Below are 14,226 nucleotides of genomic sequence, written 5' to 3' on the forward strand. Positions count from 1 at the left end.
CTTATTCTCTTTCCATTCTGCTGCGCTATATGTCGGGCGTCCGTCTAACGGGGGAGGCCGGAGCAGGCGCATGCCTTGTAAGACCGGCACAGGGGACCAGGCTCGTCGGCATGTTCGAAGTGATCCTCACCAGGCGCAAGCGGTTTGGCTGGCGGTGGCAGGTGTGCGACCAGTCCGGCAAGATATTTGCCGACGGTTTCGAGCGCACGCGTCCGTCCGCCAAATATCAAGGCGAGCGCGCGTTGTTCTTCCTGTTGTCCCAAGCCTATTTGCGCAACCGCTCGGCGGCGTCCAGCGAGGATTAGCGGCGTCCCGTAGTCCGGATTACGCTGCGCTCCATCCGGGCCACAATCCCTTGCGTTGCCCGTCGAGACTGAGCAAGAACTCGGCATTTTGGTGAGTTGATGTACGATTCTGTTCATGACGAATCGCACATTCAAGACCGGCGAGAGCCGCGACCAGGCCAGCCTGCTTCCTGCTCGGATTGAGGACTATGTCGGACCGGACAACCCCGTCCGGGCGATTGAGAGCTTCGTTCGTGTCCTCGACCTTGCCAAGCTCGGCTTTCGCCATGCGGATCGCAAGGCTGAAGAGGTCGGCCAGCCGCCATACGATCCAGCCGATCTGCTGAAGCTCTACCTTTACGGCTACATCAACCAAATCAGGTCGTCGCGTCGGTTGGAGCGGGAGGCCGGCCGCAATCTGGAACTGATCTGGCTGCTGAGGAATCTGAAGCCGGGTTATCGGACGATCGGCAATTTCCGCAAAGAGAACTGGGCGGCGCTGAAGGCAGCCAACCGCAGCTTCGTGCTGCTGATGCGCGAGCTTGGTCTTGTCGGCGGCAGCGTTGTTGCAATTGACGGCTCGTTCTTCCATGGCGACGCCAGCAAGGCCAGCATCTTTACGCGCAAACGGCTTGCCGATCAGATCATCAAGCTGGACCAAGAGATCGAGGCTTACGGCAAGTGCCTTGAGGACAATGATGCCGCGGAAGCCAAGAAGCCGGGCAAGGATGGGCCCGATGGCGGCGGCGGAGGTGGCGGCGACATCGGTGCGAAGATCGCGGCGCTGCTGGCGAAGCGCTTGCGCGCACAAGGCGACCTTGCTCGGCTGGAAGAGAATGGCGCGACGCAGCTATCCCTGACTGATCCGGATGCCCGGCTTCTGGTCAAGAGCGGCCAGGGCGTCGCAGGCTACAATGTGCAGACCGCCGTCGATGACAAGCACAAGCTCATTGTCGCCAGCGAGGTGGTGAACGACAGCAGCGATGTCGGCCAGCTACATGCGATGGCCATGGCGGCAAAAGAGGCTCTCGAGGTCGGGGCCCTGCAGGCGCTGGCAGATGAGGGCTATTACAGCAGTCGCGAACTGAAGGCCTGTGAAGACGATGGCATCACGCCCTATGTGCCGGTGCCGGAGGGCAACGCCCGGCTCGAGAAGCAAGGCCGCTTTGCCCTCAAGGACTTCAACTATGATGGCGCAACCGACACCTACCGTTGTCCTGCCGGCCAACCGCTACATCCGATGAAGAGCAGGCAAAAGAACACCAGCGGCCGCATCGAGATCCGCTATGCGGCGCGCGGAGCGATCTGCAGGACCTGCCCGCTCAAGGTCCAGTGTCTCTCGTCGAACGCGGCCTACCGGACGATCGGTCGCTGGGAGCATGAAGGCGTTCTTGAACGTCATCGCGCGCGGATGCAGGGTGCAGGCGAGCTGATGCGCCGTCGTTTTGCCATCGTCGAGCATCCGTTTGGCACGCTCAAATGCCGCGCCGGCTATCGTCATTTCCTGGTCCGCGGCTTCGATAAGGTCCGCGGTGAGTGGAACCTGATGGCGCTCTGCTACAACTTTACCCGCGTGCTCAACATTCTTGGCTTAGACGTGTTTCTGGCCGCCCTCGCAAAGACGCTCGCTCCTGGCCGAGGCACCCTCGCAGCCCTCCTGCAGGGCATCCAGCTTGCTCCAGAGGCCTTCTGGATCAATCACCCGCCTCCGATCGCAATCGGTCGCCCACACCGGCCTGACTCCGCCAAAACGAGCAATTCTTGCTCAGTCTCGTCGGGCAAAACACCCAAGCGATGGGTCAATGCACTCGGTCAAAAATATTCCGCTTTACCGAAATTCGGAATTGGCGGATAGCGCGCGCCGACCCGGCCCAAGGAAGAGGGGCGTATCGCGATCGTCACGACACGCGGGCCGGGCGGCGGTGGACGTGGCCACACCGGCGCGAGAAGCTTCGCAGGGCGGGCAACCGTGAGCGAAGACCTCGCGCCAACGACGGGTGCGGTTCGCGTACGGCAAAATCGTGTGGTCCTGGCGCCCGGGGTCTGTGCGCCAAGTGTTGCGGTGATGTGTGTTGCCCGACCGGGCAGCCGCATCAGCCATCCGCAAGGCGACGGGGGCAATAGTGCATCGCTCCCCGGGGAGAGCACGACATAAGCCGTTCCAACCACTGCGCAGGGAAGGCCGGGATGTCTCCGGTTGCCCTGTTACCCGCTATGCATGAAGCGCACGCAATCTGCTCTTGGCATGGCGGTCGATGGGAGCCAACCGGCTCCCGGTCTTCCCACGGTCTTCCCTGCGCCCTTGTGTCCCCGAAATCTGCCAGAATGTGGCAACGGGCGGTTGGATCAGAACCGCCCGTTGCCGGAACTGAGCCCGTTGCGCCCAAAAGCGACAGAGCCTGTTAAAGAGCAAGGGACAGCTCCGGTGTCTTCCTCAACCCGAACAGTTGCAAGGGCTGCGAGCCCGTACCAGGCAAGGAAGGGAGTGGATGATGACACAAGACGATCTGGTTGTCGTCGGCATCGATGTCGCCAAAGACAAGATTGATGCGTGCATTCGGACCGTAACGGAGCGGAAGACTTGCCCGACAACCGCGGCGGGGCGACGGAGCTTGATTGCATGGCTTCGCAAGCATCGGGTCGGCAAGGCAGTGATGGAGGCAAGCGGCGGCTACGAGCGGGTATGGGCCAAGGCGTTGCGCCAAGCCGGGCTGGAAGTACGGATCGTCGATCCCAAACGGGTTCGCCACTTTGCGGAATCGGCGGGACGCCTTGCTAAAAATGACAAGATCGACGCAGAGATGATCTCCTGGTTCGCCGAGACATTCAGCGAGGCTCCCAGCCAAGTCGACGATCCCGCTCACGAGGAGATGAAGGCACTGGTGAAGGGACGCCAAGGCCTGATCGACGTCAGGGCTCGCCTGGAAATGCAGAACGAGCATGAGGCGCCGGCCCTTGTTCGGAAGGCTCGCGCGCGTCTTCTTAAGAAGCTGGCTGACGAAATCGCCGCGATCGATACCGCGATCGCGGCGACGATCAAGACAACGCCGGACTTTGCCAAACGCGCCGAGATCATCCAGAGCGTACCAGGCTTTGCTGAGGGGACCGCAATGGCGCTGCTTGGAGGCCTACCGGAGTTGGGGCAGGTGAGCGACGAAGTTGTCGTCGCGTTGGTGGGCGTTGCTCCTTATGACGACGATAGCGGCAAACGTCGAGGTGAACGCTGCATCAAGGGTGGTCGCCGCTGGGTGCGGAACGCCCTCTACATGCCCTGCATCGGCGCCGCGACGCTGAACAACCCGGTGTTCAAGGCCTTCTATGAGCGCCTGATTGCCAAGGGCAAGCCGCCAAAGGTCGCGATCGTCGCCTGCATGCGCAAGCTGATCGTCATCCTCAACACCATGATCGCTCGCGGCGAGACGTGGGATCCGAAGAAATACAGGTTGGCCTGACGAGCGCGCCTTCTCGTGCTCGGACCTCGGCCGAGCGCATGCCAAGCCCAAAGACCGGCGTGCAGACGGGGTCAAGGCCGTCAGCCGCCGAAGGCGGGGTGCGCCAGCACCAGCCTTGAGCCCGTCTGATCGCCGGTCTACTCCGACCCAGTTGCTCTTTCTTTGAGGGTGAAGCGACAAGCAAAGCTCGGGCGAGATGAGCCGCGAGGATGATCAGCTATGCTTTTCGTTGAACGGCGATCTCGTGCCCCGGACGCTGCGCAGCACGAAGCGATGCGCTGCAGTGCCGGGGCCCATGCAAACAGCAATCCGTGTGGCCTGCTGGGTCCCGGCTCTGCGCCGCAACGCTTGCGCGTTGCGTCGCGTCCGGGACACGAGAGCATCGCCTTTGCACAACCGTCATAGTCGCTAACGTCCACTAACCAACACCTGACTTAAAACTGTCATAATCACCGAACGGAACCCCCGGCTGTGCGCTTTTTACACGTCGTTAAGCGCGCCTGCATTGGATGCGCCGGGAACGTGCGTTGGGGACTGCAATGACTGCCGCGAAGAAGATGCCGGAGAAGCCGGCCACCGAAATGTTTGACGATATCCCGGTGCTTCAGCGCAAATGGCGTGCCGCGTTGAAGCCGGGCGAACGGCTGCCGCGCTACGAAGACGTGATGCTCGGCAGTCTTGGACGGCTCGCCGACCACATCGCGCTCTTGAAGAATGACGGTGTGCTCGAGCTGTCGCGCAGCGGACGTTACGTGCAGAAATGGCTCGGCGAGGAGCGCTGGGACATTCCCGTCGCCGAGCTCTCGCCGGATTGCGCTACGGCGCTTTCGGAAGCGGCGGCGAGCGCGCTTGCGACCGGGCGGCCGCACCAGGCGAGCGCGCACTGCGTGCGCGACGGCATGGTCAGGACCTACGATTTGCTGGCGCTGCCGACGTCCTCGCGCTGGGGCGCGACGCTGGTTGGCGCCTATGTCAACGAGCGCGGCGCGCAATACAATCTCCTCGACGCCATCTTTTCCTCGACCGACGATGCGGTGGTCTCCCTGGCGACGCTGCGCGATACCGGCGGCAAGCCGTTCGATCTTCAGGTCGTGCATCACAACAGAAGCGCGGGCGAGCTGCTGAAGGTTGCGAGCGGGAGCCTGCTGTGGCGGCGGATCGGCGAGGGCAGCACGCTGCTGGCCTCGCCCGAGGTGATGGAATTCCTGCTCAAGGCCATTTCGGGCGGCCGCGGCGAGCAGCTCGAGATCGAGAGCGAGGGGCGCTACCTCAGGCTCAGCGCCACCGCCTTCGCCGACGTGGTCTCGCTGACGATCTCCGACGTCACCGCGTTGAAGCGGCGCGATGCCTCGTTCCGCCTGCTGTTCGACAACAACCCGATGCCGATGTGGGTGTTCGATGCACAGACCAAAGAGTTCCTCAGTGTCAACGACGCCGCGGTCCAGCATTACGGCTACAGCCGCGCCACCTTCCTGCGCATGAAGCTGCACGAGATCTGGCCGGAGGACGAGTGGGACAGCCACGCCGAGGCGCTGGAGCGCGTCGGCGATGCCTATCACTCCTCGCGCAACTGGCGGCACCTGCGCGCCGACGGCAGCGAGATCGAGGTGCTCACCTTCGGCCGCCGCGTCGCCTTTGACGATCGCGACGGCTATCTGGTTGCGGTGGTCGACATCACAGAACGGCGCAAGGCCGAGGCCCGCATCGCCCATATGGCGCACCATGACGGGCTCACCGATCTGCCGAACCGCGAACACTTCCAGGAGCGCCTGAAGCAGGCGCTGAGTCAGGCCGATGGAAAACGGGTCGGGGTGCTCTACATCGATCTCGACCTGTTCAAGAACGTCAACGATTCCTTCGGCCATCCGGTGGGCGACCGCCTGCTGAAGCAGGTCGCCGAGCGCCTCACCATCGCGGTCCGGGGCGCCAATCTCGCGGCGCGACTCGGCGGCGACGAGTTCGCCGTAATCCTGGCGGCCGACGTTTCGCCGAACGAAGCCAGTGCCTGCGCGAGCCTGCTGATCGATATGCTGAAGGCGCCTTATGATCTCGGCGGACAGGAGATGGTGATCGGCGCCAGCATCGGCATCGCGCTGTCGCCGGGCGACGGCACGACGCCGGAAGAGTTGATGCGCAATGCCGACATGGCGCTGTACCGGGCGAAGTCCGAGGGCGGTGGCGTGCACCACTTCTTCGAGCGTGAGATGGACCTCCAGGCGCAGAGGCGCCGCGATATGGAGCTCGATCTGCGCCGCGCGTTCGCCAATGGCGAGTTCGAGCTGCACTACCAGCCGCTGGTGTCGATCGCCTCCGACCGCATCTCCGGATTCGAGTCGCTGCTGCGCTGGCGTCATCCGGACAAGGGCATGATCTCGCCGGCGGAATTCATCCCTGTTGCCGAGGATATCGGCCTCATCATCCAGCTCGGCGAGTGGGTGCTGCGCGAAGCCTGCGCCGAGGCGGTCAAATGGCCTGTCGACGTCAAGGTCGCGGTCAATTTGTCGCCGGCGCAATTCCGCAGCCGCAATCTGGTTCAGGTCGTGGTTTCGGCCCTGGCGCAGTCCGGGCTGTCGCCGAAGCGGCTCGAGCTCGAGATCACCGAATCGGTCTTTCTGGCGGAGACCGATGCCAATCTGGCCATCCTGCACCAGTTGCGCGAACTCGGCGTCGGCATCTCCATGGATGATTTCGGCACCGGCTATTCCAGCCTCAGCTATCTCCGCAGCTTTCCATTCGACAAGATCAAGATCGACCGCTCCTTCGTCAAGGATCTGGCGCAGCGACCCGACTGCGGCGCGATCGTGCGCGCGATCTCCGGGCTTGGCCGCAGCCTCAACATCATCACGACCGCGGAGGGCGTCGAGACCGAGGATCAGCTCGACTGGTTGCGGGCCGAAGGCTGCAACGAGGTGCAGGGATTTCTGTTCAGCGCCGCGCGGCCCGCGGCCGAGATCGGAAAGCTCCTCGCCGATTTCGGTCAGCGCAACTCACGGGCGGCGTAGTGCGGGCGGATAGCAGTCGTAGACCAGCGCCTTGAACGCGGGTGTGATGCGGCTGCGCTCGTTCTGGGTCTGCTGCATCATGAGGTAGACCATGTCGAGCTTGGGGTCGACGCCGAAATAGGTGCCGCTGCCCGAGTCCCATTTCAATTCGCCGAGCGAGCCCGGCGGCGGTGGTTTCGCATTGCCGGGATCGGTGCGCACCGCGAGACCGTAGCCATAGCCGAAGCCGTCGCCCGGGAAATAGAAATAGTCGCGTCCGACGCCGGAGCCCGGCCCGATGTGATCGGTCGTCATGGCCTTGAACGCGGCCGGGCTGAGATAGCGCCTACCATCGAACTCGCCGCCGTTGAGCAGCATTTGCGCGAAGCGCTGATAGTCGATGATGGTCGAGAGCAGGCCGCCGCCGCCGGACTGCCATTCGGGATGGTCGAGGCGGTCGCGCTCGCCGGCGAGCAGGATGAAATCGTTCGGCAACGGCCGCGCCATCCGCGCAAGCTCGTCCTCCGTTGCGAGCGCGAATTTGGTGCTGCTCATGCCGAGCGGGTCGAGGATGCGCTGCTTCAGGAATTCATACAGCGTCTGGCCCGAGATGATCTCGATGACGGCGCCGAGCACGTCGGTGGAATGGCCGTAGCGCCACAGCGTTCCCGGCTGCCGCGCCAACGGCAGTTTTGCGATGCGATCGGCAAATTCCCTGTTGTTGAATTGGCCCTCGAAAATATTGGCGGCCTTGTAGGCCTGCTCGACCCATTTGCCGCCTATATAATCGTAGCTGATGCCCGAGGTGTGCCGCAGCAGATCCTCGATATTGACGGGACGGACCGGTGGCACGAGGTCAAGCTCCAGCTTGCCGTCCGGCAGGGTCACCTCGAGGCCCACCTTGGTGTCGGCAAAAAGCGGGACGTATTTCGACACGGGGTCGGTGAGCGCAAGCTTGCCTTCGTCGATCAGCATCATCGCGCCAAGGCACGTGATCGGCTTGGTCATCGAGTGGATCGCGAAGATCGTGTCCGGCGTCATGGCGAGGCCGGTTCTGGTATCGCGCACGCCGAAGCACTTCAGATAGACCGGCTTGCCGTGCTGCTGGACCAGGATCACCGCGCCCGGCAGCCGGCCGCTTCCCACCTCATTGTCAAAATACGCCGTGATGCGGTCGAGCCCCTCGGACGAGGGGGCGGGAATATCGGCAGCACGGCTTCGCGCTATCGAGCCGGCGAGCATCGCGGCCCCGACAAGAAATTCACGCCGTCTCATCCGGGCTTCCTCCCTCGGCGGGATCAAAGCCGCAAGATGTTCAAAGCGTCAACACGACTTCGACTAAAAACGCGTCACAATTTCCGAAAGGAACGGTCGCGGACGGTCCTCGCTGGGTTTGGTCGGCGTGCCGACATGAATGAAACCGGCGAGCTTCTCGTCCGGCTTGAGGCCGAGGCCATCAAGCACATCGCGATCGAAGGCGAACCAGCCCGTCAGCCAGCAGGCGCCGTACCCGAGCGCGGTGGCGGCCGTGACGATGTTCATGGCGCTGGCGCCCGCCGACAGTTCCTGCTCGAACGCCGGCACCTTGGGGTGCGGCCTGGTGAAGCTGACGATGCCGATCACCAATGGCGCGTCCATCAGACGCTTGCGCTCGACCTCGACGTCGGCCGCCGGCGCGCCCGGATTCTTCCGAGCGAAGACCCTCGCGATGACTTCGCCCGCGCGCTGACGCGCGTCGCCCTCGAATATGATGAAGCGCCAGGGCGCGAGCTTGCCGTGGTCGGGCACGCGCGCGCCGATGGTGAGGATGGTCTCGAGCTCGGCCGGGGAGGGACCAGGGCCGGTCATCTCGCGCGGCTTGACCGAGCGGCGGGTCTTTAGGAGTTCGATGGCGTCGGGCACTGCGATATCCTCTTCAACAGGTCGGCGGGCGTGCCATGCCGAGATAAGCATGCAAGCCCGCAACCGGAAGCGAATTTAGATCGATTTCAGGGATCAGACGATGCCCCGCGCCCGCTTGACGTCGGGCGGGGTCGCCTCGTCGACCAGGGCGGCGATCGCCTCGGCGGTCGTCATCACCTTCTGCCCGTCGCTGCCGAGGCGGCGAACCGAGACCGAATGCGTCTCGGCCTCCTTCTTGCCGACCACGAGCAGCGCCGGGATCTTGGCCAGCGAGTGCTCGCGGACCTTGTAGTTGATCTTTTCGTTGCGCAGGTCGATCTCGACCCGAAGCCCGGCGCGGCGCGCCTGCTCCAGCACCACCTTGGCGTACTCGTCGCCTTCCGAGGTGATGGTCGTGACCACTGCCTGCACCGGCGAGAGCCAGAGCGGGAAGTTGCCGGCATAGTGCTCGATCAGGATGCCGATGTAGCGCTCCATCGAGCCGCAGATCGCACGGTGCACCATGACAGGCGATTTCTTGCCGCCATCATGGTCGATGTAGAACGCGCCGAACCGCTCCGGCAGGTTGAAGTCGACCTGCGTGGTGCCGCACTGCCAGTCGCGGCCGATGGCGTCGCGCAGAACGTATTCGAACTTCGGCCCGTAGAACGCACCTTCGCCCGGGTTGATCTCGGTCTTGATGTGATTGTTCTGCGACTGGATCTCGCGCAGCACCGTCGCCATCACGCGTTCGGCGTGATCCCACATCGCGTCGGTGCCGACGCGCTTGTCGGGACGGGTGGACAGCTTCACCGTGAGGTCGCCGGTGAAGCCGAAATCCGCGTAGGTCGACAGGATGAGATCGTTGATCTTCAGGCACTCCTCGGCGAGCTGGTCCTCGGTGCAGAAGATGTGCGCATCGTCCTGGGTGAAGCCGCGCACGCGCATCAGGCCGTGCATGGCGCCGGAGGGCTCATAGCGATGCACCACGCCGAACTCGGCGAGGCGCAAGGGAAGGTCGCGGTAGCTCTTCAGGCCATGCTTGAAGATCTGCACATGGCCCGGGCAGTTCATCGGCTTCAGCGCGAACCAGCGCTTGTCCTCGGCCTCGTCGCCGGCCGACTGCGCCGCAAACATGTTCTCGCGATACCAGCCCCAATGGCCCGAGGTCTCCCACAGCACCTTGTCGAGGATCTGCGGCGCATTGACCTCGCTGTAGTCGCCGGTCAGGCGCCGGCGCATATAGGCGATCAGCTGCTGGAAGATGGTCCAGCCCTTGGGGTGCCAGAACACCACGCCCGGACCTTCTTCCTGGAAGTGGAAGAGGTCGAGCTCGCGCCCGAGCTTGCGGTGGTCGCGCTTCTCGGCTTCCTCGATCTGCTTCAGATAAGCGTCGAGGTCCTCCTGCTTGGCGAAGGCCGTGCCGTAGATGCGGGTCAGCATCGGGTTGTTGGAATCGCCGCGCCAATAGGCGCCGGCCACCTTCATCAGCTTGAAGGCATTGCCGACCTTGCCGGTCGAGGTCATGTGCGGGCCGCGGCAGAGATCGAACCAGTCGCCCTGATAGTAGATCTTGATCGGCTCGTTGCCGGGAATGGCGTCGACCAGCTCGACTTTGAACGCCTCGCCCTTGTCGCGGAACACCTGCTTGGTCTTGTCGCGGTCCCAGACTTCCTTGGTGAAGGGTTTGTCGCGCGCGATAATCTCGCGCATCTTTTTCTCGATCGCGGCAAAGTCTTCCGGCGTGAACGGCTCGTTGCGGAAGAAGTCGTAATAGAAGCCGTTCTCGATCACCGGACCGATCGTGACCTGGGTGCCCGGCCACAGCGTCTGCACGGCTTCCGCCAGCACGTGCGCGCAATCGTGGCGGATCAATTCCAGCGCACGCGGGTCGTCGCGGCCAACCAGCTCGATCTTGGCATCGGCCTCGATGGGATCGTCGAGATCGGCGAGCGCGCCGTCGAGCGCCATCGCAACCGTGCGCTTGGCCAGCGACGGCGAGATGCCCTTGGCGATCTCGAGGCCCGTGATGCCCTTGTCGAATTGGCGCTTGGCGCCGTCGGGGAAGGTGAGAGTGATCTTGGGAGTGGGCGTCACGGGCTTCAGATTGGAGAGGCTGTACTGGAAGCCTGACTCGGATTTGGGCTGGTCGGTCATTGCTTTTCTCCTGAGGCTCACTCCTGCGAACGAGCGCAGGTAAGCGGGAACGAGCGATATATCAGGCGATTCGGCCTGTGCAATCCGGCATTTCCAAGAAAGTGGCGCGCAAAACCGGGGGCGCAGCCCCAACTATTTAGCGTTGTGCCCTTTAACTCGTCACATGCCGCCGCTACATGCGCTTGCATGGAAAATGCCCCCGCCGCCCGCCGTTTCGCGCCAACCGCCCTGATGCTCGGCAATCTCGTCACCGGCTGCTCGGTGCTGGCGCCGGCGGGCATGCTGCCGGAACTGGCGACGGGGCTCGACATCAGCATTCATGCGGCCGGGCTGCTGATCACATTCGGCGCGGTCACGCTGTGCATCGGCTCGCCGCTGACGGCCTGGCTCACCAGCCGCATCGAACGGCGGACGCTGCTCACGACGACGCTGGCGGTGCTTGCCCTCGGCAATCTCGCCTCGGCCTTCGCGCCCGACTACACCAGCCTCCTGATCGTTCGCCTCGTGATGCTCGCGGTCGGCGCGCTCTATACGCCGCAGGCCGCCGGCACGGCAGCGCTGATCGTGCCGGCGGAGCGACGCGGCAGCACCATTGCGTACATTTTCCTCGGCTGGTCGTTGGCAGCCGCCGTTGGCCTGCCGCTGATCACCTTCATCGCCAGTCGCTATGGCTGGCGCGCGGCCTATGGCGGGATCGGCGCGTTCGGCTGCATCAGCTTCCTGCTGTTGCTGCTACGTCTGCCAGCGGGCCTGAAGGGCGCAGCGGTGGATCTGAAGACATGGGCCGCCGTCGGCCGGAGCAGGACGATCCTGCTGCTGCTTGCGATCACGATGCTGCAAATGTCGGGACAGTTCGTCGTGTTCACCTATATGGGCCCGCTGCTCAACAAGCTCACCGGCGCCGGCCCCGATGTGATCGGCATGGTGTTCGCGCTTTATGGCGTCTGCGGCTTCCTTGGCCTTGTCGTCGCGACCCGTATCGTCGACACCTCGGGGCCCTATCGCACCTCGTTGCTGTTCACCTCCTTGCTGCTTGCCGGGATGACCGGCTGGGCGCTCGGCGCCGGCTCGCTCGTCTTGATGGCGGGCGCGGTCGCGATTTGGGGCCTTGGCTTCGCCTCGACCAATTCGATGCAGCAGGTGCGGCTGGTCGCGGCCGCGCCGCCGCTGGCCTCGGCGACCGTCGCGCTCAATACCTCGGTCCTCTATATCGGCCAGGCCGTGGGCTCTGCCGTCGGCGGGTTGCTGTTTGCCCGCGAGCTCCTGCACACGCTCGGCTTTGTCGCGGTCGGCTTCGTCGTGCTGGCGCTGATCCTGGTGGTGCTGACCCGGCCCCGGCCGGCGGCTGCCGCCACCGCCTGAACGCCGCGTTTCCTCTACGCAAGGCGCTTGGCAAACGGCGCGCGGGAGCGCTAGAAGGCCAGTCACGGGGATCAAAGAGAGTTGACTGAGATGAGGATGATTCTGGCGGTTGCCGCGGTGCTTTATTCAGCCTCCGCGTTCGCGCAAGCCGACAAGCCACCGATGGTGGGGGACAAGCCGCTGGTGCAGGTCAAGCCCAAGGGGACTAAGGAGGGGACCAAAGAGGCCGCGGCCAAACCTGCCGCGGCAGCGAAGGGCAAGCCGCAGTCGATCGCCGTTCGGCTCCAGGCCTGCCTCGAGATCGACGACGGCACCAAGGATCGCCTCAACTGCTACGACGCCGTGATCCCGCCGGCGCCGAAGCCGAAGCCGGCGAAGGCCAAGGGCTACGCTGATTGCCGATTCTTCAAGGAAGAGGACGAGCGGCTGGCCTGCTTCAACGGCTTTGCCGAGAGCATTCCGAAGCTGCCCAAGAACTAATATTCAACTGATCTTCGCTAGGCCAAGGCTCAATATCGGCCTAGTGGCTCGATGTGGATGGATTGGTGGCGGCAACGCGCGTGAGCGCGAGCGACGGCGTCGCCGACATCTTCACCAGCACGTCCTTGAGCGGATCCCGCGTCCAGGCGCGGGTCACATAGTCGCGATGAGTGATGCCCTCGCCAGTCTCCACGAACACCACGCTGCCGGGCTGTAGCGGCCCGTCCATGTCCTCGGCGACGCTGATGCCCTTCTGCCTGAGCATGCTCATCAGCTCGCGGTCGCGCCGCGCCGTGTAGTGGGTGTAGGAGCTGACGAAAAAGCCGGAACGGTGGCTCTCGATCCAGGAGGCGAACTTGTCCATTTCGCCGTAGACCGCGTCGAGCAGCACCACGCCGCGGACGCGGTCGCTGATGCCGCCGACCTCCAGGCTCCAGGCGGTCGGCAGGAAGCCACCGCTGTAGCCGACGATCACGATCGGCATATTGGCGAAAGCGCGCGCGCTGTTGGGATCGCCGGTGAGGCGGGCGAGATGGTCGGCCGATTCCGCCATGAATCGCTTGAAGCCGCCCGGTTGCCAGAACTTGCCGGCGCTGGAATCGGCGGCATCGACGGCCATTTGCGGTGCAAGGAGCACGGCATTGGCGCCGGAATCGGTGATCTGCTTGGGCACCAACTGGCGGTCGCGTACGTCGCGCTCGAGCGTCGCACCATTGCCGTGGAAGAACACCACGATCACGCCCGGCTTGCGCACGTCGAAATGCTCAGGCACGTGCACCAGCACGCGGCTGTCGCTGTAGGTCTCGTCCTGCCAGTAGACGCGACCGGAATAGCTGCGATGGCCGCGGCGATCGCCCTTGGAGATGTTGAGGAAGGGCGCGTCGGAGGCGGGGTTGTTGCCGAAATAGGGGAAGGCCGACGACTTCATGCTGACGAGCGTCGTCAGGTCCTCGCGGCCGGGACGCTTGTAGGGGACTTGCGGCTCGAGCGACGCCACCTTGTAGGACGCTTGCTCCGGCGGTTGTTGCTGGACAGCGCGCTCAGGCGAGACGTCCGACATCTGCCGGTGCAGGAAGCTTTCACTCGCCGAGGGAAAGCGCTCCTTGAACTGCGGGGCCGGAAAGCGGTCCTCGAACGTGTCGCCGCTTGCCATTCGCGAGGTTTGCGAATTGGTTTTGGCGACGACCTGGACATTCGCCTGCGAGTTCGCCGCCAGCGCCGCCGGATCGGGCGCCTTGCCGCATTGAACCAGCGTCAGCGACAACGGCACCAAGCCTGAGATCAAACCGACCCGGAGCGCACGACCGTGCCGACCGGACGGTGTCCGATCGGCACGAAAGTCAGCTCTCAGTGTCGGAACGGCCCCGAACATCCACCCATGACCCCAAGCCACGACATCAAGTCCGTCGGCATATTTTACGACAATTGAGCCGACTGGCGTTTAGGCGACGTTAAGCGTCCGGAGAAACTTCCCCACATCCGGAACGCTCAAGAGGACCATGCAATCGTGTCCTGATTGTGGGGAAGGGGATTGGGAAATTGCGGACAAATCCAGCGTCATCGTCCAAAAGCATGCTTAGTCGGTGTCTTGGTACCTGCTAACATTGCCTCATTTAACTCTTGTTAACC

Annotated in this window: 10 protein-coding genes; 6 read left to right on the forward strand and 4 right to left on the reverse strand. The window is 63.7% G+C overall.

The features are described from left to right. Positions 1-110: 110 nt before the first annotated feature. From P6U29_RS17330 to P6U29_RS17345, 4 genes are all read left to right on the forward strand, one after another. Positions 111-305 (forward strand): hypothetical protein, encoded by a 195-nt coding sequence (locus tag P6U29_RS17330; protein WP_025037121.1) that lies wholly within the window; start codon positions 111-113, stop codon positions 303-305. A 115-nt stretch (positions 306-420) separates the two neighbouring features. Then, positions 421-2,139 (forward strand): IS1182 family transposase, encoded by a 1,719-nt coding sequence (locus P6U29_RS17335; RefSeq protein ID WP_407118692.1) that lies wholly within the window; start codon positions 421-423, stop codon positions 2,137-2,139. 634 nt (positions 2,140-2,773) lie between these two features. Beyond that, positions 2,774-3,736, forward strand: a complete 963-nt coding sequence (locus P6U29_RS17340; protein ID WP_407115511.1) for an IS110 family transposase — start codon at positions 2,774-2,776, stop codon at positions 3,734-3,736. A gap of 539 nt (positions 3,737-4,275) precedes the next feature. After that, positions 4,276-6,738 carry a putative bifunctional diguanylate cyclase/phosphodiesterase gene (locus P6U29_RS17345; RefSeq protein ID WP_407118693.1) on the forward strand — a complete coding sequence of 821 codons (2,463 nt, stop codon included), beginning with the start codon at positions 4,276-4,278 and terminating at the stop codon, positions 6,736-6,738. Here P6U29_RS17345 and P6U29_RS17350 read toward each other — a convergent pair. From P6U29_RS17350 to thrS, 3 genes are all read right to left on the reverse strand, one after another. Continuing rightward, positions 6,724-7,992, reverse strand: a complete 1,269-nt coding sequence (locus P6U29_RS17350) for a serine hydrolase domain-containing protein (RefSeq protein WP_407118694.1) — start codon at positions 7,990-7,992, stop codon at positions 6,724-6,726. The genes P6U29_RS17345 and P6U29_RS17350 overlap by 15 nt on opposite strands. A gap of 63 nt (positions 7,993-8,055) precedes the next feature. Continuing rightward, positions 8,056-8,619 (reverse strand): nitroreductase, encoded by a 564-nt coding sequence (locus P6U29_RS17355; protein WP_407118695.1) that lies wholly within the window; start codon positions 8,617-8,619, stop codon positions 8,056-8,058. A 93-nt stretch (positions 8,620-8,712) separates the two neighbouring features. Then, positions 8,713-10,755, reverse strand: a complete 2,043-nt coding sequence (gene thrS / locus P6U29_RS17360; protein ID WP_407118696.1) for a threonine--tRNA ligase — start codon at positions 10,753-10,755, stop codon at positions 8,713-8,715. Between the two features lie 186 nt (positions 10,756-10,941). On the opposite strand from thrS, the gene P6U29_RS17365 reads away from it, so the two are divergent. Both P6U29_RS17365 and P6U29_RS17370 read left to right on the forward strand, forming a co-directional pair. Beyond that, positions 10,942-12,117 (forward strand): MFS transporter, encoded by a 1,176-nt coding sequence (locus P6U29_RS17365; RefSeq protein ID WP_407118697.1) that lies wholly within the window; start codon positions 10,942-10,944, stop codon positions 12,115-12,117. Between the two features lie 90 nt (positions 12,118-12,207). Beyond that, on the forward strand, positions 12,208-12,597 hold the full coding sequence (locus tag P6U29_RS17370) for a hypothetical protein (protein WP_407118698.1): 390 nt from the start codon (positions 12,208-12,210) through the stop codon (positions 12,595-12,597). Between the two features lie 40 nt (positions 12,598-12,637). On the opposite strand, the gene P6U29_RS17375 is transcribed toward P6U29_RS17370, so the two are convergent. Then, positions 12,638-13,969, reverse strand: a complete 1,332-nt coding sequence (locus tag P6U29_RS17375; protein ID WP_407118699.1) for an alpha/beta hydrolase — start codon at positions 13,967-13,969, stop codon at positions 12,638-12,640. Between the last annotated feature and the right edge of the window lie 257 nt (positions 13,970-14,226).

The sequence above is a fragment of the Bradyrhizobium sp. LMG 9283 genome (assembly GCF_045571415.1).
Taxonomy (GTDB): Bacteria; Pseudomonadota; Alphaproteobacteria; order Rhizobiales; family Xanthobacteraceae; genus Bradyrhizobium.